26 protein-coding genes are annotated in these 25,863 nt (G+C 41.2%); 11 read left to right on the top strand and 15 right to left on the bottom strand.

Going from position 1 to position 25,863, the window contains the following annotated elements; genetic code table 11:
- Nucleotides 1-47: 47 nt before the first annotated feature.
- A complete protein-coding gene (locus tag CL667_03530) occupies nt 48-1,172 on the bottom strand; it encodes a nitrite reductase (GenBank protein MAL16760.1) in 1,125 nt (374 codons plus the stop codon).
- A 160-nt stretch (nt 1,173-1,332) separates the two neighbouring features.
- Here CL667_03530 and CL667_03535 point away from each other — a divergent pair, with 160 nt between their 5' ends.
- From CL667_03535 to CL667_03560, 6 genes are all read left to right on the top strand, one after another.
- Nucleotides 1,333-1,518, top strand: coding sequence for a GNAT family acetyltransferase (locus tag CL667_03535; protein MAL16761.1), 186 nt, complete (start codon nt 1,333-1,335; stop codon nt 1,516-1,518).
- A gap of 49 nt (nt 1,519-1,567) precedes the next feature.
- The gene (locus CL667_03540; protein MAL16762.1) at nt 1,568-2,044 is read left to right on the top strand and encodes a hypothetical protein; all 477 of its coding nucleotides are present in this window, start codon (nt 1,568-1,570) and stop codon (nt 2,042-2,044) included.
- 123 nt (nt 2,045-2,167) lie between these two features.
- A complete protein-coding gene (locus tag CL667_03545) occupies nt 2,168-2,425 on the top strand; it encodes a hypothetical protein (protein ID MAL16763.1) in 258 nt (85 codons plus the stop codon).
- 6 nt (nt 2,426-2,431) lie between these two features.
- Nucleotides 2,432-2,758, top strand: a complete 327-nt coding sequence (gene trxA / locus CL667_03550) for a thioredoxin (GenBank protein ID MAL16764.1) — start codon at nt 2,432-2,434, stop codon at nt 2,756-2,758.
- Entirely contained in the window at nt 2,755-3,204 is a 450-nt protein-coding gene (locus CL667_03555; protein ID MAL16765.1) for an osmotically inducible protein OsmC, read from the top strand. The genes trxA and CL667_03555 overlap by 4 nt, the downstream gene beginning before the upstream one ends.
- Before the next feature lie 29 nt (nt 3,205-3,233).
- A complete protein-coding gene (locus tag CL667_03560; GenBank protein MAL16766.1) occupies nt 3,234-3,620 on the top strand; it encodes a hypothetical protein in 387 nt (128 codons plus the stop codon).
- Here the strand turns inward: CL667_03560 and CL667_03565 are convergent.
- From CL667_03565 to CL667_03615, 11 genes are all read right to left on the bottom strand, one after another.
- Nucleotides 3,617-4,036, bottom strand: a complete 420-nt coding sequence (locus tag CL667_03565; protein MAL16767.1) for a hypothetical protein — start codon at nt 4,034-4,036, stop codon at nt 3,617-3,619. The genes CL667_03560 and CL667_03565 overlap by 4 nt on opposite strands.
- The gene (locus tag CL667_03570; GenBank protein MAL16768.1) at nt 4,033-4,476 is read right to left on the bottom strand and encodes a hypothetical protein; all 444 of its coding nucleotides are present in this window, start codon (nt 4,474-4,476) and stop codon (nt 4,033-4,035) included. The genes CL667_03565 and CL667_03570 overlap by 4 nt, the downstream gene beginning before the upstream one ends.
- Before the next feature lie 16 nt (nt 4,477-4,492).
- Nucleotides 4,493-6,313, bottom strand: a complete 1,821-nt coding sequence (locus CL667_03575) for a hypothetical protein (protein MAL16769.1) — start codon at nt 6,311-6,313, stop codon at nt 4,493-4,495.
- A gap of 118 nt (nt 6,314-6,431) precedes the next feature.
- A complete protein-coding gene (ric, locus tag CL667_03580) occupies nt 6,432-7,136 on the bottom strand; it encodes an iron-sulfur cluster repair di-iron protein (protein MAL16770.1) in 705 nt (234 codons plus the stop codon).
- 38 nt (nt 7,137-7,174) lie between these two features.
- Nucleotides 7,175-7,627, bottom strand: a complete 453-nt coding sequence (locus tag CL667_03585; protein MAL16771.1) for a transcriptional regulator — start codon at nt 7,625-7,627, stop codon at nt 7,175-7,177.
- Between the two features lie 145 nt (nt 7,628-7,772).
- Entirely contained in the window at nt 7,773-8,732 is a 960-nt protein-coding gene (locus CL667_03590) for a flagellin (GenBank protein ID MAL16772.1), read from the bottom strand.
- A 1,165-nt stretch (nt 8,733-9,897) separates the two neighbouring features.
- Nucleotides 9,898-10,857, bottom strand: coding sequence for a flagellin (locus CL667_03595; protein ID MAL16773.1), 960 nt, complete (start codon nt 10,855-10,857; stop codon nt 9,898-9,900).
- A gap of 232 nt (nt 10,858-11,089) precedes the next feature.
- Entirely contained in the window at nt 11,090-12,307 is a 1,218-nt protein-coding gene (locus CL667_03600; protein MAL16774.1) for a dTDP-4-amino-4,6-dideoxygalactose transaminase, read from the bottom strand.
- The gene (locus CL667_03605) at nt 12,300-13,118 is read right to left on the bottom strand and encodes a hypothetical protein (protein ID MAL16775.1); all 819 of its coding nucleotides are present in this window, start codon (nt 13,116-13,118) and stop codon (nt 12,300-12,302) included. Before CL667_03605 ends, CL667_03600 begins: the two co-directional genes overlap by 8 nt.
- Nucleotides 13,119-13,128: 10 nt before the next feature.
- Nucleotides 13,129-14,814: a hypothetical protein gene (locus CL667_03610; GenBank protein ID MAL16776.1), complete on the bottom strand. Its 1,686-nt coding sequence runs from the start codon at nt 14,812-14,814 to the stop codon at nt 13,129-13,131.
- A gap of 5 nt (nt 14,815-14,819) precedes the next feature.
- The gene (locus CL667_03615; GenBank protein MAL16777.1) at nt 14,820-17,747 is read right to left on the bottom strand and encodes a hypothetical protein; all 2,928 of its coding nucleotides are present in this window, start codon (nt 17,745-17,747) and stop codon (nt 14,820-14,822) included.
- A 347-nt stretch (nt 17,748-18,094) separates the two neighbouring features.
- Here CL667_03615 and CL667_03620 point away from each other — a divergent pair, with 347 nt between their 5' ends.
- From CL667_03620 to CL667_03640, 5 genes are all read left to right on the top strand, one after another.
- Nucleotides 18,095-18,418: a flagellar biosynthesis protein FliS gene (locus tag CL667_03620; GenBank protein ID MAL16778.1), complete on the top strand. Its 324-nt coding sequence runs from the start codon at nt 18,095-18,097 to the stop codon at nt 18,416-18,418.
- A 38-nt stretch (nt 18,419-18,456) separates the two neighbouring features.
- The gene (locus CL667_03625) at nt 18,457-19,854 is read left to right on the top strand and encodes a hypothetical protein (GenBank protein ID MAL16779.1); all 1,398 of its coding nucleotides are present in this window, start codon (nt 18,457-18,459) and stop codon (nt 19,852-19,854) included.
- Between the two features lie 15 nt (nt 19,855-19,869).
- Nucleotides 19,870-20,229: a hypothetical protein gene (locus CL667_03630; GenBank protein ID MAL16780.1), complete on the top strand. Its 360-nt coding sequence runs from the start codon at nt 19,870-19,872 to the stop codon at nt 20,227-20,229.
- A gap of 27 nt (nt 20,230-20,256) precedes the next feature.
- Nucleotides 20,257-20,622: a hypothetical protein gene (locus tag CL667_03635; GenBank protein MAL16781.1), complete on the top strand. Its 366-nt coding sequence runs from the start codon at nt 20,257-20,259 to the stop codon at nt 20,620-20,622.
- 136 nt (nt 20,623-20,758) lie between these two features.
- The gene (locus CL667_03640; GenBank protein ID MAL16782.1) at nt 20,759-22,177 is read left to right on the top strand and encodes a sigma-54-dependent Fis family transcriptional regulator; all 1,419 of its coding nucleotides are present in this window, start codon (nt 20,759-20,761) and stop codon (nt 22,175-22,177) included.
- Between the two features lie 41 nt (nt 22,178-22,218).
- Here CL667_03640 and CL667_03645 read toward each other — a convergent pair whose 3' ends face one another.
- From CL667_03645 to flgK, 3 genes are all read right to left on the bottom strand, one after another.
- A complete protein-coding gene (locus CL667_03645) occupies nt 22,219-23,541 on the bottom strand; it encodes a hypothetical protein (GenBank protein MAL16783.1) in 1,323 nt (440 codons plus the stop codon).
- A gap of 66 nt (nt 23,542-23,607) precedes the next feature.
- Nucleotides 23,608-24,501: a hypothetical protein gene (locus tag CL667_03650; protein MAL16784.1), complete on the bottom strand. Its 894-nt coding sequence runs from the start codon at nt 24,499-24,501 to the stop codon at nt 23,608-23,610.
- Nucleotides 24,502-24,504: 3 nt separating this feature from the next.
- Nucleotides 24,505-25,863 carry a flagellar hook-associated protein FlgK gene (gene flgK / locus CL667_03655; GenBank protein ID MAL16785.1) on the bottom strand — a complete coding sequence of 453 codons (1,359 nt, stop codon included), beginning with the start codon at nt 25,861-25,863 and terminating at the stop codon, nt 24,505-24,507.

Below are 25,863 nucleotides of genomic sequence, written 5' to 3' on the forward strand. Positions count from 1 at the left end.
ATGATTATTGTGGAGGCTTAGTCAAAAAGCCTCCACATTTTTGGTTGCTAGTTCTTTCTTGGACCGGCTTTCAGCGTTCCTGTTGCACCTTTTTCAGCATCAACAAACTCATGATCGACAAGAACGTATTTTCCTTCTTCAGGAATAATCATGTCTATTGTTGCAGAATTTGAAGCACCTAAAAGTACGGTTTGCATTCCGCGCATTTCGTTGAATGGATGTCCTTCAAGCCAAACACGGTCAAAAATTCCACCAATTACGTGAAAGCTGGATGTTCCGCTTGGACCGTTGTTGCTTACATGAAAGCGTACTCTTTCTCCGGCGTTAGCTTTCAATGGCTGGTCGTGAAGTATGGTTTGGTGTCCGTTAAAAACAACGTGCGATGGATTGTTGCTAAAAGCTGCATCAAAATCATAGGTGTATAATTCACCCGGTCCTTTTGTCAGGTAATACTCACTTTGAACAATCACATATTCGCGGTCTACTTCATAGCCGGTGTTATAGCCATCTTTTGGTGTTACAACCACCATTCCGTGCTGACCCATAGATGTGTGCATTAAAACACTTGGGGTTCCACAGTGGTAAATGTATGATCCGGGATAGTTAGCAACCCAGTCAAACTTAATGGTTTCGCCAGGGCCTATAGTTCTCCATTTGTCATCCTTAGCAACGGTACCTGCATGGAAATCCATGGAGTGAGGCATAGGCATAATCGACGGCTTATTTTTCTGGTATGGGTTTTCAGCAACCTGCTTCATGAAAGGAGATCCTCCTTTACTAGGCTCTGTAATTGTTACTTCTTCGTCCGACCTGTTCTTCATATAAAAGGTAATTCGGTCTCCTTCTTTTACGTGGAGCACTGGTCCGGGAACGGTCCCACCAAATGTCCAGGCTTGGTAGCGAACACCTTCAGCTACTTCTATTTCCTGAACAACAATATCTATGCGGACTTCATGATGTTTGTTGCCTTCATAGTCAAGAGGCTTCAAGTTGGGTAACATGGTAACATATTCGCCAACTACGGGAGGACCATCATAATCTTCCGTGAATACTTCTGCTTCTGGCATGCCAAATATTTTTCCATCCAAAGTGTATTCAGCCGTTTGGGCTATTGCTAATCCACTAAATAGTAAACCAAACACCATAGGTAGTATTAGTTTTGAGACTTTCATAATTGTGTAGTTTTGATTTTAAGTTTTAAGACTATTTTGTCTTTTATTTGTTTATAAAATATCCTTTGGCTCAATAATAAAGGCGTATTGTGAATTTAAGATGAAGATGTCTTAAATAATTTTTTATACTTGTAGTAGTACAAATGAAAGCAATACATCAATGAAGCAGGCTATTACCGGATTCCATAAAGACGAGAAAGATGACTGGGTTGCAGAACTTGAATGCGGACACACCCAGCATGTACGGCATGATCCTCCCTGGCAGCTACGCCCGTGGGTTGTTACCGAAAAAGGTCGCAAATTGAAGTTAGGTACTAAACTGAATTGTAAAGAGTGTGAGAAGTAAAACTTTAGTATAATCCGTAATTAGTGAAAAATTAAATAATCTGATTGATATGAGCTCTTCTACCTTTTTTCGGACTGTTATTTCCGGTTTTATTGCCACCTTTGCGATGGCTATGATCGCCTTCCTTTTGGGGGGAGTTGGATTCCCTGCAATAGATATCGGATATATTTTAACGGCGAGTTTTAATTATTCCCTGCCCGGCGACCCCTATCATATCATTTTCGGAAACCTTGCTTACAATGTAGGCGGAATATTGCTGGCACTTATTTGGGTAGCCTTTCTACAGCAAAGAATTCCCGGCAAATGGATTATTCAGGGATTGATCTATGGTGTAATTATTACTGTTGCGGCAGGTTTTATTATCTCCCCTTTTGTATCGATGGCGGCAGGTGAAGATTTCGGTATTTTTTATTCCAACACATGGTATCCAGGGCTGATGATTTTTGCCGGATTGTTGATGCATCTTGCTTATGGACTCACGCTGACCTTGTCCTTAAAAGTAGCAGGAGTAACTAAAGAAGAGTGATCTTCGCTCGAGGTTTTCTTTTGATTTGTTAGACCTTAAGCGATGTCCATCCCACTCTATTAGTCCAAATTCCAGGAATATAGATTGGTTACGCTTTATATATCCTTCACATAAAAAGGATATATAGACTTAATGATTAAGCAAGTTTTATTTACCAACTGGCACACAATGAGATGGGTGGCTCTGTGTATTGCCATTTTCTTTGCCACTCTGGCCATTATTGACCAAGAAATCGTAACCGCATTGTTTAGCGGATTTTTCTTCTTTCAAGCTTTGACGAACAAAGGATGCATGGTATCCCAATCATGTGGACTACCAACCAATGCTTTTGATCAATCAGACGATCAAGAATCAGAACCAGAATTTACAGAGGTTAAATAATTCGCAATGGACAAGACTGAAAAACAAAAGAAATCATTTTCTGAACTTATAAAGGGTGATACTCCCGTACTTGTGGATTTCTATGCCGACTGGTGTGCTCCCTGCAAGATGATGCCACCCATTTTAAAAAAGCTGAAATCAGAGATGGGCGATTCCATAAACATCATCAAAATTGATACGGAGCGAAATCCCGATGTAGCTATTCGATATCAGGTTCGGGGCATCCCCAACCTAATACTTTTCCATAAAGGACAAGTGCTATGGCAACAAGCAGGTGTAGTACAAATGCCGCAGTTACAACAAATTATTGAACAAAAACTGGAGCAGCTATGATCACCGATGAACATCTATATAACGTAGATTTAGAGTGGAAAGAAGGACGAATTGGTATTCTCCGTTCTGAAGAATTGGATGAAGAAATTGAAGTGGCTACACCGCCTGAATTTCCCGGTGGCGTGGAAGGAATTTGGTCTCCTGAACACCTTTTCGTTTCTTCAATAAGCAGTTGCTTTATGACAACTTTTGCGGCCATTGCGGAATATTCAAAACTGGAATATGAAGAACTTACTATTAAGGCGACTGGCGTTATGAGCCGGGTTGATGGAAAGTTCGCGATGTCTGAAATCACTCTTCGTCCCTCATTAGTAATTAATGACAAAGATCAGCAGGATAAAGCTCTTAGAATTTTAGAAAAGGCAGACCAAGCTTGTCTTATTTCCCGATCTGTAAAAACGGAGATCGTATTGGAGCCAGAAGTTGTTATAGCTACACTACACTAAACTAATTTGGACCAAAATAAGGAACTGACATGTCATATCACTTCAGTAAAAAAGTAGATCTATCTTTTGATGATGCCATCGAAAAAACAACAGCCGTATTAAAGGAAGAAGGCTTTGGCGTATTAACAGAAATCGACATCAAAGAAACATTAAAAAAGAAACTGGACGTTGATTTCCGGAAATACCGCATTCTAGGTGCCTGCAATCCCCCTAACGCTTATAAAGCTTTACAAGCGGAAGGTCATATTGGCTTAATGCTACCCTGTAATGTGATTGTTCAAGAGCACGAAAATGGAGAGGTAGAAGTTTCTGCTGTTGACCCGGTAGCTTCCATGCAAGCCATTCAAAATAATGATCTGGGCGACGTAGCTACGGATGTTCAGAACATGCTCAAAAAGGTGATCGATAAGCTTTAGTGCTTTCCCTTTTTATTATAGGTTACGACTCTTTTCCAGTGAAGACCGGCAAATAGAAGTACGCCCACTAATTCCAGACTTCGGGCTAACAGTCGAAGTGTGTCGCTTACATCCGTCAATTCAGCTATAATTAAAAGCCAAATACCCAGATTAAATACAAAAACCATGGTGTAGGCCAAGAAGGTTTGTCCTCTTGGCTCCCCTTCTAAAAACCGAGGGAGCATCCAATATGCCACACCTAAAGTAAACTGTATGATCCAGCCAAAAATCATCAATTCTATATGAACTGGAAGGAACACCCAGATAGCAGGCTCAAAATTAAGCCCTTTATTGATAAGTAAAATCATTCCCAAAAAAGCTCCGATCAGTAAATAAATGAGTGAAGACTTTATGAGTAACCGAGAGGGAAGTGTCATGTCAGCTTATTAGCCCTCTTCTTCTTTCGTCGCTGTTTTATAGAGAGCACTCGAGGCCATATTTCAATTACGTAGCAGATAACAGCCACAAATTGTAAAACAGCTGAGATCGTTAGCAGTACTTTCCAAAAATAGGCCTCGGACTGTAAGATCATAGGCTCAGAGATAAGCCTTAAAATCAATCCACTATTCAAAAGTATATAGGTAAGCCAGCTCCACTTTTGGTTTTGGAAACTTTCCTCCTTAATGCGGCCGGGAAACATCCACAAAGAAACCCCAAAAATAATCTGGGTAATCCAGCCCAGCATCAACATGTGCCAGAATAAAGGAACAAGGTTGGGGATGCCCAGGAAATCAACCTGCAGAGCAACCCCAACTAACAAAGCTCCAATAAAATATAGTAATCCGGTTTTAAGAAATATTCGGGTTATTAATGGCATAAATAAGCCCTTGTAATTAAGTCAAAGCCATAGCTGATGCCTCTAAAGCATTAAATATGCTTGTCAAACGCTTGCTTTGTTCTTTTACCGTTTTCGGGATTGAAGCCAAGTTTTCAGACTCATAGGCCTTTTCTTCCGCAATCTCGAGACAATATTCCATTCCATCTTCAAGATTCTTCTTAAAGCGTCTCAGCTTTTTGAAGTCGTCCTGAGGGTTCTCACTTTGATTCACCAACTCCTCAAAATAATCGACATACATCACCAACTCTTTCGCGAACATATGGGGGCGCTCTTCTGGTACCAATGAAGCGCTCTTACCATAAATATGATCTACCATTTCCCGGAGACTATACTTCCTGTTGAACCAGGCAATATTTGGACCGGGGCAAATAGCTTGTGGCGCACGATTTGGCTTCAAAACACCTAAGGTGATTAACGCTCCATTTCCTAAATGATCACACAAACAGGCTTTTTCTAATACTTTTTCCCGCTGCTTCGATTTCTTTTCCTCAGAGATTCCACTATGATTTATCTGCTCAATCTTCAACAGCTGATATTGGGTTGAGGCCGTACAAATAGGATTCTCAGTAAATTCGGTATTTGACTCCAAAAACCCTTTTGGACATTGTGAACCGGGCTTTCCTTTCTCTATACGTTCCTGATGCCATTTTGCAGAACCAGTGTTCCGGACATTGTTAAATGGAACACCTAGCGGAGACACACCCGACAAATACAGATCTTCTTCTTTAGCTTCCTGGAGAATCTTCATGGTTGGATCATCTACCGTGGTAGCTTCCGGAACCATGAGGAAAGGGCTTCCCCAACCGGTGGCATGCATACCAAAATCTTCGAGCAACCGCTGTGCTTCACCGCTGGTACCAATCCCTCCCTGAACAGTTATTCGGGGCTGATTGGGTTCCCAGTCTTTACTAAATCCACCTTCTCGCTGTTCTTCATAAAATTTTTCAATTAAAGGTTGAATGGATGCACTCAGCATTTCCTTTTTTTCCCGAAATTCTTTCAAAAGAGATGGCAGCAAATATCCATCGGAGGCAAAGGCATGGCCACCACAGTTTAAGCCCGATTCAACCCGGTATTCGAACACTTCTAGACCTTTTTTGGCAAGATATTTACCCTGAATTAGTGCCGACCTGAAATCACTTACTTTTAAAATAATGTTCTTTTTGATTTGGCCTTTCACATCCCGATAAAAATCTCCAAACTCTGCCAGATAATTGTATAACCTTGGGTTAAAACCCGCAGATAATATTAAGCTGGAGGACACCACGCTGTTTGCAAAACCACGAAGAGCCGCACTTCCATCACTATATTCTGCCGTCATGGGCTGTCCGCTATTCGGAAAACTGAAACCATCAACTTTCGACATAATGTTAACGTCGATAGAGCCGGGCTTCATGTTGTTGTTAAGTTCTGAAGCTAGTTCTTCCCGATTCTGCCCCGGACTCATCGTTAATAGATCCTGATACTTTTTCTTGATATCAGAAGTGTTAGGAAGCATTTCAAAGTACTTCGACTTCTCATTGTTTTCGAAGAAAGGCTGACTTTTGATCGCTTCAAATTTCTGATTCACGATCTCTTGTACCAAGTCAAGGTATGCTGTGATCCTTCTTGCTCTGCCGTCTTCCGCATTCCTCGGGATATTCTCATATGGAAGTTCAAACAGGGTTGCGTAGTGTTTGCGGACTCTCTCGATCAATAAATCGTCAACAATTGAAATGACTGAATTTATACCATAAGGTGCAACGCGTATGGGCGAGTCGATAGAGTGCCCCGTTCCCATTACGGGAATGGAGAAAGTGTGTAGAGAATTTTGCATAGGATTCTATTAAGTGCATGTTAGCGGAGAAGTAAACGATCAACCCCAATCTACAATACCCTGTTTTTGTGAAGACCGAATGAAGAAAGGGGTGACTTTATCGTCACCCCCCTAATTTCTAATTCAAACGCTTTTCGAGCTCTAAGGCTTTTGGGAAGAGAATATTGTTTTCCAAGTGTACATGTTTGTGCAAGTCTTGCTGAAAGCCTTCCAGGTTTTGAAATAGAACCCGGTAAGAAGCACAAGCATTTTCAGGCGGATTAAATCCTCTGGTTAGTTCTTCTATCTTGGCCATTAATCCACCGGCTTTGTCATGCTCATCTTCCAGAGCCTCAACAATAGCTTCCTTCACCGAGCCTTTCTTCTGATTCTCTACCAGGTCCTTTATTTGTGGGAATAACTCTTCCTCTTCCTTCTGAAGATGCCCAAGCATTTCACTTCTCAGCAGATTTACATTTTGTAGAATATCGAGTAGTTCGGGATCTCTTTCACCGTGAACGCGAGCTACTTTTTCAGCGTAGAAACTAATTTCCGGCAACATTTTCCGCACAAAGCTGTGATGATTGTTTATGATATAATCCACCAGAAAATCCAGCGACCAATCATTGTAGTTATGGTTTGATCCTGCATCAAAATCGAGAGCATTTAGGTCTTTCTCGATGGTAGCTAAGTCGAGATCTTTTTTTGCACAGGCAGATTCCAATGATACTTTTCCACCACAGCAAAAATCGAGGCCATATGACCTGAATACTTGCGCAGCTCTGTAATCTTCGGCAACAATCTGCCCTACTGTTTTTTGGGATACTGTTTCTTTGTTAAGCATATTTAAGAGTATTTTATCTTTTATTAGTTCAAATTTTTTTACTGCCAGGAAAAAGAGCCTTCTGCCGTGATGCGAAACTTGTTGGCTTTACCCTCTCTGGCTAGTTCCTTTAAATTGGTTCTTTCTAACATGTCTTTAATTGACTCTCTAACGGTTAACCAGCTATCGTGGAGCGGACAGGGTGTCGCAGATCCACAACCTGGTAACCCAAGTGCGCATTGGGTAAATAGGCCGGGGCCATCAATAGCGATCACGACATCAAGCAGCGTTGCTCGTTCACCTTTTGCTGAAAGTCGAATGCCTCCATTAGGTCCTTTGTAGGATTCCATTAGTGAATCGGCAGTAAGCTGTTGAAGGATCTTGGTCAAAAAGTGAAAAGAGATTTCCAGTTCATCGCTCATCTCTCGTATAGAAGTATAGTCCCCCTCCCTCCTTGAGGCAAGATAGAGACTGGCTCTCAGACCGTATACACAAGACTTAGATAAAAGCATATATTCTATTTAAGAGTTAATTGTCTTAAATATAAGAATAAAAAAATTCCCGATACAATTCTTTTGAAAGAAAGGCTTTAAACAAAAAATCCATACCGCCCTTTCAGACGATATGGATTTAAAATGTGGTTCTTTAGATTTCAGATTATCCGAGGAATCCAAGTACGGACTGTGGTCCCATGTTTGCTTGCGCAAGGGATGAAGTCGCTGTCTGTTGTAGAATCTGAAGTTTCACAGATTTACTTTGTTCTTTCGCAAAGTCGGTATCCATGATACGAGACTTAGCAGATTCGTTCGCACTTATAGACTCAGACAATGTCTCTTCACGTACAGAAAGAGAAGACTGAGTAATACCGATGTCATTTACTCGGTTAGACATTTCGTCGATAGCTCCGTCAACTGCGCTCAGGAAGCTACGGAAGTCAGAAGAAGTAGCTGTAGCAGCGAAAGTAAGAGCACCTTGTCCACTTGTAGTAGCTGCAGTTGCTGAAATTGCTGCACCTGCTGCTGCTCCACCACCGGCGGTTGTTGTAGCACCAAGAGAAGCGTCACCTGCTGAAGCAAACAATGTACCTACGTTTACCGCTTCGATGTCGGTAGAGATAGTATCGGAAGCACGCTCACCTACCTGGAAAGTAAGGGAAAGAGATCCGGACATATCATCAGTAGCACCATTCAAAAGATCAAAATCCTGGAATACAGTCTGGTTAGCGATTTCGTTGATGTCATCGCCAAGGGCTTTGATCTGGTCGCCAATGTAACCACGCTCAGTGTCGCCAAGGGTATCGTTAGCTGCCTGAGTTGCAAGACCTTTCATTTCAACAAGACCATCCATGATAGTGTCAAAACTTGATTCTGCGATGTCAAGTACAGACTTGGCATCTCCTACGTTTTGCAAACCTTGCTCAAGGCCGGCTGTTCTACTTTTTAATTTAGTTGCGATCGAGTAACCAGCAGCATTGTCTTCTGCTTTGTTAATTTTAAGACCAGTAGACATACGCATACGGCTGTCTGCAAGGTCACGGTTTACTCGGTTCAGTGATAACTGTGAGTCTAACGACTGAACATTGGTATTAACTCTGTTTAAATCTCCAAAACTTGCCATGATAATTCACCTTTTTAATTTTTGTTTATTGATTCCATTGCTTTGGTTGATACAGTTATCGTACCCGAAATAGCGGTCTTAAATTTTACTTTAATTTTTTTTGATTTTTTTTGAAATAATTAAAAATCGAGGTTTGATAGTGTTTAAAGGTGTATTTAAAGCATGGAAATATTTTCATCTCTCCTTATATCTGGCCCTTTTTAGGCGAAAAGGTCCCAAAATATTCTTACTTCAGAGCGAGGGTAAAAGTGAATAGTTTCCAATCATCTTCTTATTAGTTTGGAACCTTGATTTTCAGGATTTCAGGATTTCCTAGATTTCTTGGTTATGCCTAGTTACGTAGCTCCGGCTGCGTAACCCCTTCTCAGAAGCTCCTGCTTCCAGAAGTAGGGTAACCGGAGCTTTGGGTAATTATAACTATGGGAAGCTGAAGCTTCCCCAACTGAGTTGCTAAGATGGACCTTCGCAACGAAGTTAATATTGTCATCCTGAGCGAAGCGATTTTTGATGAGGACCTAACCTCTGTCGCGAAGGATCTCGCTCAGGTTCTAGCTTACCAAGTAGTACTGCTCTTGAGATCCCTCGTGTTACATAACTCCACCCTTTGCTCTTTACTATGGACTCGGGATTGTACATGTTATGTAATTCGTTGACAACATTTTGTGATGTTTCGGTACCCACAAATGCTTAGTAAAAGAACTGCATTTTTTTGAGTTAATATTCATTGCAAAGCCTCGTAAATATTCCAAGCCCAATACTCCGACCTCTCTAAATCTCTCCTTCTCAAGGAGAGACTTGTCTGAGCCTATTAATAGTATTTATACCGAATTAAAGTATAGACAATTTATCAACGCGTCCTTCTCCTTGTTGAAGGAGAAGACAGAAGAGGTCGAACGCTTGTTGAGTTCCTTAAGAAAATACTATGTAATCATTCTGGATGACTAAGATGTGTTAACTAAAAAATTGTCATCGAATTATCTAACATCTACAGGGATGACAACTAGGTGGATGTATTGTGTGGAGCCGTAATATGTCTGATTACAGAAAAGCTTCGAACTTATAGAGTCCAGAAAATCATTCAAAACCCAACAGCATAAAAAAACCCACACCGACAACTAAGCCGGAGTGGGCTGGAATCAATAGATTCGATTTACTGGATTTCGGATTATCCGAGGAATCCAAGTACGGACTGTGGTCCCATGTTAGCTTGAGCAAGGGATGAAGTCGCTGTCTGTTGTAAAATCTGAAGTTTCACAGATTTACTTTGTTCTTTCGCAAAGTCGGTATCCATGATACGAGACTTAGCAGATTCGTTGGCACTGATAGACTCAGAAAGGGTCTCTTCACGTACAGAAAGAGAAGACTGAGTAATACCGATGTCGTTCACTCGGTTAGACATTTCGTCGATAGCTCCGTCAACTGCGCTCAGGAAGCTACGGAAGTCATTAGAAGTAGCACTTGCTGAGAAAGTAAGAGCACCTTGTCCACTTGTAGTAGCTGCAGTTGCAGTAATACCACCACCTGCTGCAACACCACCACCGGCGGTTGTTGTAGCACCGAGAGATGCATCACCAGAAGAAGCAAACAATGTACCTACGTTTACCGCGTCGATGTCGGTAGAGATCGTATCAGAAGCACGCTCGCCTACTTGGAAAGTAAGAGATAATGATCCGGACATGTCGCCATCTGCACCGTTCAATAGATCGAAATCCTGGAATACAGTCTGGTTAGCGATTTCGTTGATGTCATCGCCAAGAGCTTTGATCTGGTCGCCAATGTAACCACGCTCAGTGTCGCCAAGCGTATCGTTAGCTGCCTGAGTTGCAAGGCCTTTCATTTCAACAAGACCATCCATGATGGTGTCAAAACTTGATTCTGCGATGTCCAATACAGACTTGGCATCACCTACGTTTTGCAAACCTTGCTCAAGGCCGGCTGTTCTACTTTTTAATTTAGTTGCGATCGAGTAACCAGCAGCGTTGTCTTCTGCTCTGTTAATTTTAAGACCGGTAGACATTCGCATACGGCTGTCTGCAAGGTCACGGTTTACTCGGTTCAATGATAACTGAGAGTCCAACGACTGAACATTGGTATTAACTCTGTTTAAATCTCCAAAACTTGCCATGATAATTCACCTTTTGGTTTGTTAAAGTTTCTTATGTGTTGCTTTGGTTAGTGAAGTTATCGTGGCAAAAAACCCGTTCTTAAATTTTAGCTTAAATTTTTTTATTCATAATAAAAACGCCTCTCATAATCTCTAATCATCGTTTTTTAAAATTTTCTTGAAATAATTTCTTCTTCTATAGAAAGGAATCCCTCATTTCTGAGAGCATAGAAATGTACTGCGTGAACTATGCTTAGTGAGAGGAAGTGGGTGCAGCTAAATGCAAGACTAAATTCTTTGTTGAGATCTGTTCTGCATCTCCAAAACTTTGGATCGCTTCGATCACTTGGTCTTGATGTTCAATTGAAAGCTCATAATAGAAAGGTAGGCGAACCAGGTTTTCTGAGTATTGATCGGAATGGAATAAAGGTCTTCCATCATGTTGTCGCTCAAAAAATGGAGAATCATGAAGCGATTGATAATGGAACACACTCAGTATCCCTTTCTTCTTGAGGTGAGCTATGAAATGGTCGCGTTGGGGAGCGTCTTTGCAAACCAAGTAATACATATGGCCGTTGTTGGTTGCATAGTCCGGGATTTCCGGTTGCCTGATTCCAAACTCGGTACAAAAACTTTCCAACCCCTTCTGATATCGATTCCAGATACACATTCGTTTCTGTTGAATTCGAATCAGGTTCACAAGCTGTGCATATAAAAAGGCCGCGTTCAATTCGGAGGGCAAAAAAGAAGAACCAATATCCACCCAGCCATACTTATCAATTTCACCCCTAAAAAAAGCGGTACGGTTGGTTCCTTTCTCCCAGATTATTTCAGCACGTTCGGCAAAGCGATCATCATTCACAACCAGCATCCCTCCCTCTCCAGCCATAATGTTTTTGGTCTCATGGAAAGAAAAGGCCCCTAAATGCCCAATTGATCCAAGTGGGTGACTCAGCCCATCTTCATCTATATAGAAACTATTAATTGCCTGAGCTGCATCTTCCACCACAAATAGATTATGACGGTTGGCAACATCCATGACTTTGCCCATATCACATGCTACGCCAGCGTAATGGACCACAATAATGGCTTTGGTTTTTTCAGTCACCAGCCCTTCAATTTTATCCTCATCTATTCCGGGATGGTCTGGCCGGGAATCCACAAAACGGATAGTAGCTCCGCGAAGCACAAAAGCATTCGCGGTAGATACAAACGTATAGGATGGCATAATGACTTCATCGCCCGGTTCAATTTCAAGCAGGATTGCTGCCATTTCCAGGGCATCGGTACATGAAGTAGTCAATAAACATTTATTGAAGCCAAACTGCCGTTCAAAAAAACGATGTATTTTCTGAGTGTACTTTCCATTTCCAGAAATCTTTCCATAGTCTACGGCATCCTGAATAAACTCAAGCTCGTTCCCCGTGATAAAGGGTTTATTAAAAGGAATATGATAGCTATCACTATTCATAAGGGATAAATTTTCCTTTTTCGGGAAGCAGAAACTGCATGAATTTAACTTCATCAGCAGATCGTTTTTTGGTGTACCTGCGGGAACATACATCGAAGTAGCTTACTTCGTCGTCCAGTTTAAATTCACTAACTCTGTCTACCACTTTAATCAGATCTGCATTAACTCCTGCTTCCTTTACATACTGATTCATCCTGCTCAGCTTGTCTTTAGTTGTAACCAACTGAAACTGAGGGCCGATCTTTTCCGAAAGCGATCGCGCCGGAGAGCCTGCATAAATCTTGTTGTATTCCATATTCTTGGTAACCACAGAACCTACCATCGCCATTGATTTATCTTCTGCTTTTATGGGAGAAACAATACAATGACCTACAAACCAAACATCGTTACCAATATCCATTGAGTTTTCACTCAGAAATCTACATCCTTCAAGAGTATCCCCATATTTGATGTGTGACCATAACTGAGAGTGAGCTCCAATCCCACAATTATTCCCAATGGTAGTGCCACCAATACTGTCGATGATAGAATACTGACCGATCCAGGCATTATGTCCAATTTTACAAGGTTTGTAGCCATGCACATTCGTATCGTGATGGATTTTAGAATAATCACCGAGTTCAAAATCATCACAAATAATCTGCACATTCTTACCGATATAGCAGTTATCTCCAATTTTAATACGGCTGGCTGATCCGCTAACACCACGGATAACGGCAGACTTTTCTATTACGGTTCCCTCTCCTATTTCGATATTAATAGCATCAACATTAGGGTATCGTTTAGATGAATTACTCTTTACAATTTTCATATTGTGGAGCCTAGGCGTTTACCGGTTTAAGCTTTTCTTGCAGGATGGACTTCGAAGCTTTTATCAAATCTTCTGCTCTCGTCTGCAGCCCAAATTCATCCGTAATAATCTGCTGCTGCCTTAAAATCTCTTTCTCAGATTTTTGGCTCACCGAAGTCACTGTTTTTGCATCTCTGAATTTTTCAAAACTATAGACGTTCAGCCCATAGTCAGACAACATTTTCCAAGTCGGGTTAAGTTGCTTCCTGCCATTAACCTCTATGTATTTTTTAAGGATGGTAGGATTGCCACTGTAAATGGACAGCAAGTTGTTCCCAATCGCTTGCTGACGGTTGTGAGCCGTAATCAACATGCTGGAGCTGCTTATTAGCTGCTGATACTTTTCTGGGTCGATGAACTCTTTTTCAAGCTTCACCATATCGGTCAGCCCCGCTACTTTCACCCACCGAAGAATGGCTTCCTCGTATTCAGGAATCAAATTGTAGGATACCGGTAATAGAATGTCATACTGGAATATGTCTTTCTTCTTTCGCAGAACTTCCAGGATATCAATATGATTGTTTGAATAATCACCCGAGTTCCCAACAACGATAATTGGCCGGGCTGCCTTTTCCTGAACAACCGGTTTAGCCCCGTAAAGTCCAGGGTAAGGATAACCAAATCTGTAAGCAGGTCTTTCACCATATGTTTCCCTGAATACAGAAACATCACCCGGAACCAAAGACAAGATACTGTCCACATGTTCAACAATATCATAAATTGGAGACTTTACCTTTAGAGGGTTATAAAGATCCCCTCCCCAAATAATCCACCCAATATGCTTTTGAGCACCAATAGATGTAATGATTTCCTTTTGCCAGCTGTAAAACAGACCATGTGCAAAAACAGCTTCTACATCGGGTTCGAGGCACGCATTGATAATGCTTTGTAAATCATTTTTATGATTAAACCACGCAACATGCTCATCTTTACTAAAATCTGGCTGATAATGCTCTATGGCCCAATGAGTTTCAACATACAACAGGTGCTTTTGATCTGATTCCTCATTCACAAAACTCAACAAATCAGAAAGTGATTTGGCATATAAATGGTTAAAGCAGAGATGAATGAACTTTGGTTTATTATTTCCATTCTGAGAAGAAATATTGATATAGAGTTCATCTTTTCTTTCCCGGGCTACTGCGAAATCCGGCTTCATTCTCAGAATAATTTCATATAAATGAAGCGCTTGTTTGTTCTTTCCCTGTAGTTCATAAATCTTAGCAATGCTGTATACTACCTCATGATCCTTGGGGTCCAGTTTATTCGCTATGCTATAGCATTGAACCGCCTTATCAAGTTCATTAAGCTGCTCATAGATTCCTCCCATCAACAACCAGCCATCAAGGAGGTTTTGGTCGAGCTGTATAGCTGCTTTACCATATCGCTCTGCAAGCTTAAAATCGGCCATAGCAGCATAACACCTTGCTGCCATTAAATAGGTTTGTGGATGTTCAGCATCTCTGGAAATCGATTCTTCCAAAGAATTTACTGCCTGCTCAAACTCTGATTTCTGCATATGGGCAATTCCCATAAAATACCAGGCTAACCAGTGCCCTCCTTCATCAAGAAGTGGCTTCAAAATCTGGATAGCTTTATCAGGATTTGGGTGCTCTTGATCCAGTAATATTTGTGCTTTCGCTAATGCCTTTTCCACCTGTTCTAAAATTTTAATAATCTATTGTTGATATACTTCACCGTTCCCACCTGACAACTTGCTGATACTTCTGAGGCATAAACACTGAATTCAGCAAGCAGCACATCAATTTGCCTTCTATCCTGCTCGCTATGATATTCAACCATGATAATTCCGGTATTGATTAAAAGGTCTTTCATGCCAGCCAGGATGGCTACTTCAGCTCCTTCAGTATCAATTTTGAGGACATCAATTTTATTGATCCCATATTCAGCCAACATTTCTCCACTGTTTCTCATTGGTACGGATACCTTATTGGCATCTTTAACTTGTAATGAAGTTGAAGTCTGTCCGGTATTATTTGGATGTTGATATAGGTCAATAGACCCATTTTTATTTCCAAGCGCTACCTGATTGATGCTGATATTTCCTAATGATTTTGCATTATGCTCCAGCAGTGGAAATACCTGTGGATTAGGCTCAAAGCTGTAAATGTGACATTTTGCATTCCATTCACGCGCATACATGGAAAACGATCCAACATTACCCCCTATATCAACCACTACGCTTTTTTCATTCAATTGAAATCCACGCGGTAATGCATATTCTTGCTGCTCAAAGATGTTTTTGAGGCGGAATATCTCTGATTTAGGAATCGCTACTTTAATAGGCTCACCGTGATTGTAGTTTGGGTAATTCACTACAGCCTCGACTACATCTGAAGGTGTATTTTTGAAGTTATTCAGCGGCTTCTCAACATAAATCCCATTTTTGGGTTTTCTTTCCTGAGGATTTTCTCCGCTGCTCTCTTGTGTATCAGTCTTCGCCTCTGTTGAATTCATCTCTATCTGAATATGATCTTGCCACTGCCCTTCTTCTAAACCTTTTTCATATCCCTCAACCCGCTGTATCCACATTTGGCGGAAAGCTTCTGTAAGGTGTCTTCCAAAACGAGGTGCATTACAAACGGGAGATTCTAATAACCGGGCTCTTAGCTCTTTTCTAAGTGTTCCGATCTCAGAAATATCACCTGCAAGTGTAACCGCTGTCTCGATATAATCTTCCCAATTATCAGTTACCCATTCCGGAAATCCTGCGTTTATTAAATGAGAAGTTGAGTGACGTCCTGCAAAAGTGGGACCTGAATTTGTGATAACAGGCACGCCCATCCAGAGGGCTTCAATGGTCGTGAGACCACCTGAATATGGCCACGGATCCAGAGCGATATCTACTTTTTTGTAGGTTTCCAGAAGTTCTTTGTGCATCGAATAACCTTCAAAAACCAAACGCTCCTCATCGATTCCTTTTGAAATCATGAAGTCGACCACTCGCTTGCGAACTAATGCGGTATCGTACTGTTTACTTTTAAGGAAAAGTCGGCTTTCAGGTACTTGGTGAAGTATTTGGGCCCACTTCTCCAACAAATCCGTATTTATTTTAGTGGGATTATTAAAGCAACCAAAGGTTATGTATCCGTTTTCTAAAGCCGGTGGTTGAGAAACCTCAATCTCGTAGTTTGGAGGAGTGTAACACACATAGTCGTCTGGCATTCTGACCAGTTTCTCGGTATAAAAGGCTTCTTCCCCTTCCGGCGATTCCTTAGCATCCGTCAACAAGTAATCCATCGACTTTAGTCCGGAGGTGTTGAATAAGCCCCCCACCCATTTAACAGATATTGGCGCAGGTTCCAGCGCTATGGTTTTGAGCCTGTTACCTGAAGAATGTCCTGATAATTCCACAAGTATATCAATCTCATCGTCCTTTATGATCTGTGCAACTACTTCATCACTGTACCCTACAACGGAAGTCCATTTCGCACATACTTTACGGATGCGTTCGGTTAAACTATCATGGTAGCTATCAGTTGTGTATACATATGTGGCAATTTCATCTGACGGAAGTTGCTCCAGTGCCGAGGTTATCATCCAGCCTACAGGATGTTTTTTAAATCCTCCTGAAATAAAGCCCACTTTCAGGGTTTTCTCTTTATTCTTATTAGCTGCTATGGGCCGTACAGGTCGTTCTTTTGGAGCATAATATTGATCCCATATAGCGTGGGCTATAAAAATATCCTGCTTAGATCGTTTTGGATTGTAGTGAATGCCCATCAAATAATTTGAAAGCGCCTGTTGTGTTTCGGGAGTATCCTGAAGTGCTTTGAAATAATTCTTTTCGGCCTCATCATACTGCCCGGTTTCAACCAGGCATAAGGCATAGTTCACGCGGATATTTCCGTCATTCGGATATTTCTCAAGAAGTTCCTCATTCAAATCGATAGCCTCCTGATACTTACCCATTGCACGAAATAATAAGGACAGCACACTTTGCGCCAACAAATTTTCAGGATCAATTTTTAATGCTTCACGAAGAGCTTCCTCAGCTTTATCATGTTCGGCAATTGCCTGATATACCTGTGCTTTTTTTACGATGGCATCTATAAAATCAGGTTGCATCTGTAAAGTGATATCAAACAACTCTAACGCTTTTTTATAGTCCCCCTGGTCGGCGTAGATCTGTGCGATATTGTAGGCAATCTCATAGTTTTTTGGATCCAGTTTATTAGCGACGGTATAACACTGTACTGCTTTATTAAGGAGGGCCTGATCCCAGTAGAGTCTTCCTAAAAACATCCATATTTCAAGAAGTTTTTGATTTAGCTGAACTGCTCCTTTTGCATATCGCTCAGCTTGTTCGAAGTTTCTTAAACCATAGTAACATTTTGCTACCAGAAAATAGGTTTGAACATTCTCGGGATTTTCAGCTATTGACTTATCAAAATAGTTTATAGCCTTTTCAAAGTTTTCTTTCTGCATCTGAGCAATCCCCAGGAAGTAATAGACCAGCCAATGTTTTGACTCTCTTTTTAATAATGGGTGCAACAGTCTTATAACAGCATCAGGATTGGGTTTTCTCTGATCCAGGATTTTTTGAGCTCGGGCTAATTCTACTTTCATAACAGAAAATTCGTTTTTACTTATTTGAACATCCCTGCTTTTCCAAAAATGGTGCCAACCCTAAAATCTTATCCAGTTCCTACCAATACCATTCTTTGCCTCACCATAGGAAGGCTAAATTTTCCGCTTTTGAATTTTTTTCCTCCCTTTTGCTCATTATTACGGAATAAACCTTCGTTTTAGATGCAATTCAGCAATTCTCCGTATTGGCATAGTAGTTGCCAAACTCCCAGTGAACTTCTGAGGCTTTCGATCTCGGATTGAAAAATATTATAAACTCTTAATTTAACTTTTTGAGCAACTGAGCCGATAACTGCCTCGAGTCACCATCATTAATTGACAAAATTATGCAAGACCCACAATTAGTTTACCAGAAACAAGCCGTATTAAATGCCTCACCACTGAGATTGGTGGTCAAGATGTACGACTTGGTCATTCAGGCAACCTACCGAGAAGACCAGGCAAAGGTTAAGGCCATATTATCAGAGCTCATCCATGGATTGAATTTTGATTATGAACCAGCCAGTCAGCTTTTTGAGCTCTATAGGTATTGCCAGGATTTAGCCCGTAAAGATAAGTACGGTGAAATCCGTGAGATCCTTGAACCATTAAGAGAAACCTGGGAAGAAGTTGCCAATAATAAGCAACCTGCCCTTTCGGCTTCACAATAACAAATTAACACCTTAATTAACCTTTTTAGCGTAAAGCTATGGCATCAATATCCAGCATAATGAGTCAAACAAGTTCGTACGAAAGTTTCGTGACGCAGCTTGTAAATATTGAAGGGCAAAAAATGCTCCGGATGGAAAGCCAGGTTCGGGATGAAAAAGAATCAAGAACGGCGATAGGCACGGTAAGTAAAGCCATTTCAGATTTTGAGAATATCATTAAGGAACTGGAAAGCCCTACCAACAAATCTTTTGAACCTTTCAAAACGAGTTCAACAGATGATTCCGTGGTTGAAGTTACTTCAGCTTCAAGTTTAGACCGAAGTTCAAACTACAACATTACGGTAAACCGGCTGGCCAAAAACGATATCGCGCTCTCTACCCTTCAAAACGGAAGCACTAACGAGCTTGCGGCAGCTGGAAATGGATCGGTCACACTCACAATTGGTGATAAAACCGAAACTATAAATGTCGAAACGACAAAGGATGACGGAAGTGGCGGAACCATCGATAAAACCAATGAGGAAATATTAGCCACTTTTGCTGAGCAAATTGAATCCCTTTTTGGAGATGAAGCCAAGGCGAGTGTGTTTAATGTTGATGGCGAAAATGTCCAGTTTTCAGTTCAAAGCTTGAACACGGGCTATGATAACCGTCTTCAATTTAGCGGAGCAACCGGAGTACTTGCTGACATTACAAGCGGGATTACACATTTAACCCCCCAAAATGAATTAGACGCTCAGTTCACCATTGATGGAGTGAATTTTGAGCGGAGTGAAAACACCGTTGATGATGCCATTAATGGCCTCTCCTTCACGCTGAAAAAAGCGACCGGAGAGCAGGAACAAATGACGGTTGAAAGAGATATAGATGCAGCAAAATCAAACGTTCAGGATTTTGTTGATGCTTTCAACGAGCTCAATGAAACCATCCGTGAGCGTACCTTCATTAACCCCGATACAGGTAATAAAGGCCCCCTTCAGGGAATGAGATCCGTAAGAAATCTAACGATTAACCTTCGTCAAACTGCCATCCTCTCTTTGGGTGGTGTTGGGGAAGGTGAAATAGCCAGTTTTGCGGATATGGGTATCACTTTTGAGAACAGCGGAAAAATGGTGATTGATGATAGCGACCAACTCGAGAAAGCATTGAGTGAGCGACCAGATCAAATTGCTAATTTCTTCACGAATGAAAATTCTCCAGTTGCCATGATGAAAGCACGGGCTGAATCATACACTGAATCAGATGGGATCTTATCTGCTATTGAGAATGGATTAGATCAAAAAATAGATCGGCTTGATCGTCGTATAGCTTCCGAAAGACAGTACTTGGAAGAATATGAGGCGAAGCAGCGCCAGATATTTAATGAGCTCGACCTGATTTTAGAGCAGGGACAGGCTCAGTATAATGAAGTACTGAACTTCATGACTTCTTACTAAAAATACTTTAGTGCAATGAACCCACTTCATAACATAATAATCCAGCTTAACGATAGTAGTCAGATTATTCTTAATGAAATTGATTGTCCTGAACCGTCTATTGAGGCCATTAGGACAAAACTTAATCAAAGAGAAGATTTGGTTAAAAAAATGGGGATTATCACAGAATCAAACCCCAAAGAATCAATGAGCGAGGAAGACCGTATTTCGCTTAAATTCTTATTCAACACTTTTATTGAGCTCAACGATAACATCCAAAATAAACTTCAAAACGTACTGGATAACCATAAGGAAATTTTAGGCACAGCTGTTAAACAGCGCAAAGTTGAGAAGAGCTATCGTGTTTTAAAAAATCCAGACATTTCGTACTTTTAATTTTTGACGACAAAGAGGGATAATATCATGGACATTAATAAACTAAACAATCATAGTAATCAGGTAAACGGCCAGGTCCGGAATACTGATGCTTCGGAAAGCAGCCAAAGTGCTTCTAAAATTTCTCGGGCTGACGAATCCAACAGCTTTACAGACAAAGTTTCTTTGGAAAATTCAGGGGCCAAAAAAAGTGAACAGCTTTTTGCCCAGATTGAACTGGAGAAATTAAACCAGTCTTCTTTCGGAAAATTAAAGGCTTATAAAGCCAAGCTTCAGGAATATGAGGCCGCCAAGAATGAATCTCCAGAAGCAGCCGCGAATACAGAAATTGGTAAAATGCTAAACGACTCAGACGTATGGGGAAAAATAGCAGAAAATATTATTGACAAATAGACTTCCCTTATCTTTATTTACTTTCGTCAAAATTGAATATACTAAGAGAGCTTACAGGCTCTCTTTTTTATTATATATGGTTCTCTAAAAAAACTTATTCATCATAAGCGTTAAGATTTTCTAGCTAATATTATTTATGAGTAAAACAATTCTTGTTGTAGACGATGATGAACTGCTTTTGGGGTTCATGGAGGAAATATTAACCCAGAATGGGTTTACTGTTTCGGCCTTTGAATCACCCGTTGAAGCTACCGAATACCTTAAAAAAAACACCGTTGATCTGGTTATCACTGATGTGAAAATGAACGAGATGACCGGGGATGAAGTCCTCTCTATCGTTCGAAATGAATATCCTGATACTGGGGTAATCATGATCACTGGTTTTGGGAATATCAATCACGCTGTACGTGCCCTCCATAAAGGCGCTTTTGATTATATCACCAAGCCATTCAAAAGTAAGGAGATTCTTTATCGTATCAACCGGTACTTCAATGCAGAACCGGAAGACCGCGATAAAAAGCCTAAATCTGTAGCCCATTCACCCCGCGAAGATAAAAAAGGAGACCTGGTAAGTCCTGTTGATAATTCCGAGCGGCCGGATAATAAGTTTGTTGGTAATGATCCACAGATAAAAAAATTAATGCGGATTTTACCTCAAATAGCCCGAAACGCAGCACCTGTTTTAATTCAGGGAGAAAGTGGAACCGGGAAAGAAGTTTTTGCTCATGAAATTCATGCTAACAGTCACCGCAATAACGGCCCTTACATTAAGATTAACTGTGCGAACCTCCCTTCAGAACTTGTAGAAAGCACACTTTTTGGTCATTTGGAAGGATCTTTTACCGGAGCCACATCAGATCGCGAAGGAGCATTTGATGCCGCTAAAGGGGGTACTCTTTTATTGGATGAAATCACTGAAATTGAGATGAATGTTCAGGCCAAGCTTCTCAGAGTTTTGCAGGAAAATGAATTTTACCGTGTTGGAAGCCAGACACCTGTGAAAGCCGATGTCCGAATTTTGGCAACTTCAAACCGGAACATAGCGGAAGCTATTTCTGAGAAACTCTTTCGGGAAGATCTTTACTATCGGTTGAATGTATTTCCAATCGAGATTCCTCCGCTTAGAGACCGGCGAGGTGACATCCCTCTCTTGGTGAATCACTTTGTAGATTACTATTCCAAGAAATATAATCTGGAATCTAAAGCGATCTCGAAAGAACTCATGGATTACCTGATGCAGCAAGAGTGGCGAGGTAACGTCCGTGAATTAAATAATAAAATTCACCGCGGAATTATCCTCGCTCAGGAAGATACTGAGATTACGCTGGAACATATTGATAATGAGATGTTTTCGAATGTGGATGAAAATCTAACCAAGGAAGTTTTGGCTACCGATCTTCCACTCATGTCGATTGAAGAAATGGAGCTTCAGCTGATCAAGAAAGCTTTGGATCATACTCAAGGCAACCAAAAGAAGGCAGCCAAGCTATTGGGCATTTCGGACCGTACTATTCGCAATAAACTTAAAAGCCTGGAAGAAGAACAGGAAGAGTAAACCTGTTCTTTCACTCTACTAGCCCACATTCCTTTTAGGCTTTAAGCTACTTTGCTCACCAATTTTTGAGCTTGCTCAACGCGGTTTGTTTTAACAGAAGCTACGATAAGTCGTCGTCTGTATTCATCATCATGAGGGTGCTCGTTGTAGAGTTCACGATATAAGTTGTATGCGAAATCATACCACTCCTTCTGCATAAACATCGCCATGTAATCATTTAGTTCTTCCCGCATTTGTTCGTCCATACTTCCTTTGGTCAGTGCTTTATCAAACATCTTATCAAAGAAAAATACTGATTTATTGTAATCAGAAAGCTCTACCGATAGCACAAATAACTTTTGAAGAAAAGCTCGATCCACTTCACCATTCTTAATGGTAAATAACTCATTTAGAAAACCTGACGCTTCTGATCTAAGTCCTGCTTTCAAAGCCAAGTCAGCCAGATTCATCAATGTTTCTTCTTCACCGATCTTCACATCAAAGTTGGCACGGGAATAGAGTTCAATTCGCTCGTAATATTTATTAAGGGATTGATACGCTTCGTGCCAGTTTTTCTGAAGCTGATAGATCTTGAATTGAATTAAATAAGGAAGGCTTTGGAAAGGTTCGGCTTCAATGGACGTTTGAACCAAGCTTAGCGCTTGTGGCCATTTATATTGTTCTGCAAGGCAGCTCGCCAGTCCATTAACAGCACCTAAGCGATCGAATGGCAATAGCCTTTTTGTTTTCAGAAGTTGACGATATTGAGCTGAGGCATGCACATATTTACCTTGCTTAAAGTATTGATCTCCTTGGACTAAATACAACTGTGGTGAATAGGACTGCATAGTCAATTCATCAGATGGATCAACTTCAATAACGGGACTTCCTCCCCTTTCAATCAAAATGGGCATACTTGATAGCTCTATCCCATTGTTGATAATATGCCGGGTACAATCGGGCAGGTTCTTCCCTTCAAATACACGTGTTTCAGCTTTATGGACCAACCGAATTTGGTAATGCTGATACAATTTTTCACTGTGACTGTGTATGATAAGCGCGGGTGACCACTGCTTTTCATGTACTGCTTCTTCCGGGAAATCATTAAAACGAATTACTTCATCATCTTCCACAAATAACACCCAGTTTTTCTCAGAACTGTCCAGAAGTTCATTCCACACATCAGAACGTTGTTCGTTTTTGGCTATAGACCTCCATGGAATGTTTTCTGAGATATCATGAGGTTTTTCCTCTGTACAGGCTATCGTCACAGAATTGAAGATGGTTTCCCACTCAGCAATTTGTTTTCTATTCAGATATTTAATGTCCGTCAGATATACAACCAGATCAATCCAGCCTTTAAACTTGGCTTTATTGTTTTCCATTGTTGGTGAAGTTGATTCCATTCTATTAATTCCTAAAAGTTATGATAGAGGATGACCTTGAGTTACCTACAGGTAATCCAACAGTGTATTTTTGAACATGGTGGTATGTACAGCCATTGCCGATTCATAGGCGACTTCAATACGCTGTAAATCTGAAAACGCCTGTGCATAATCGGTATCTACCAAGCCGCTTATATCTGCTTGTTTGGTGATTTTTGAGGCCTCGTACTGCTCAAACATATAATCCATCCGGTTGATGTTATTTCCCAGCCTCGAAGTTACATCCGTAACGTGTTCGATAGCTGAGTCGGCATCCGGGATCATTCCATTAAGAGCATCTATATCGTTATTCCGAAGGGCTTGCTCAACATTTCCTAAGATCTCAAAGAGGTCACCTTCCGGAGTATTCCGCATTTCTGCGCCAGTTACACTGATATCTATACTCACCCCATCGCCGGCTAGTACTTTCGGGGATTTAGCATTGCTGTTATCAGCTACGCCGCCTGGTTGAGTAGCATCTAGTTCAAAAGGCTTTTGTGCACTGTTGGTACCTGCAAACAGGTAACGGTCTCCATAACTGAGATTAAGTGTGCTTATCAAGCTGTCCCTGATTCCGCTAATCTGGTCGGCCATATTCTCGCGGTTACTGGCCCCCATCGAACTTGAAGCTCCCTGCACAATTACTTGCTTCACTTCAATTAGCCGTTCAACAGTCTCATCGAGTGCATCCTGGGCTAACCTACTTTGGCGTAGTCCGCTTTCAATATTACTCTGAAATTGTTCTTCTTTCCGGATATCCTCACCAAGCACCCGGCTTCGCTGAAAAGAAACAGGATCCTGCGATGGTACGCGAACCGTTCTTCCACTTGATAGGTCAGATTGGATCTTGGCCATTTCACCGCGATTCTTATTAACATCGCGCATAAAATTTCCGAAAATTGTTTTTTGTGTAATTCTCATGAGTTACCTCAAAATTCCGATAAGGGTGTCGTACATATTTTGGGCTGCAGACATCACCTTGGCTGCTCCCTGATATGCGTTTTGATATTGAATCATCAGGCTTAGCTCTTCGTCAATGTTGACTCCGGCCTCGCGTTCTTGTTGGGTTTCCAGCATCTGAATTTCAGAATCTCTTGCTTCTATCTGTGAATTAAGGCTGCTCAGCTTAATACCAGGCGTGCTTATCAAATCTACTGAGTAGTCGATAAGTTTACGCCCACCAATGAGCTGTCCACTTCTTAGTTCAGCTATTTGAGTAGCTATTTCTCCATTTCCTGCTTCCCCAGCCACACTTGAAGCCGCAATATTCGTTGGGTCATCAATAAGTTGTTGATTGAGTTTTATTCCTTCTGCTGTTTTATTGGTCACATCGAAGAAATTTCTGGCAGTTCCGTCATTCAGCCCAAAACCTGAAGAGTGAATGGCATTGAATTCATCAATAATAGTAGCTGCAAGTGTATCAAGGCGATCTTTTATAGCGGGAATTTCAGATTGATACATCTCAATTTCTGCACCCAGCTGGCCTCCCGTTGGCTTCACCGTTTTTCCATTTTCCAAGCGAAGCTGAAAGACTTTATCTACGTCATTGATTTCAGCTTTGAGCGTTGCGGCTTTCTCGTTATCTAGAATCTTAACTCCGCCAATTCTGAGTTCTACCCTTCCGTTATCAGTTGGGTGTGTTTCAAAGTCGATCAGCTCCGAGAGGCGTTCTAACTTTTTGACTCGCAAATCCATGCTGGAGTTATCTTGGTTTCCAGCTCCCTGAGCTTCAGAGATCGATTCATTCAAAGACTGTATTTCTTTCAGAAGTCCGTTTACTGCCCCGATACTGCTCTCCGTCGATTCCAGGATTAAATCACTAGTACGGTTGATATTTCTGTTGATGTCGCCAAACTTTACCGTAAGCTGTCGGGCATCGCTTATCAAACTATTTCGCACACTTATGTCCTGAGGATCCGTCGAGAGCTCAGAAAAAGTATCTAACAGCGAACTTATACTGAGGTCTAAATCGGCTCCTGAATCCGACGCCATGCTTGCTTCCAGCTGCTCGAAGACGCGAGCTTTGTTCTGCATGAACGACATATTCTGTCTTTTCTCATTCAGCTGAACATCATTCATCTCATTCCGGAGCCTTTTTACCGTAGAAACATTTACACCCAGTCCTGTATTATAGCCCGTCATATTCATTCCAATGGGATTCTTATCAACCCGCTGGCGTGAGTATCCCGGAGTATCAGCATTCACAATATTATTGGCGGTAACTGATAACGAGCGTTCAGCACTTTTTAATCCGCTTTTTGAAATTTCAAACAGTGAGCGCAT

Origin of the sequence: Balneola sp., from assembly GCA_002694685.1 — a bacterium.
Taxonomy (GTDB): Bacteria; Bacteroidota; Rhodothermia; order Balneolales; family Balneolaceae; genus Gracilimonas.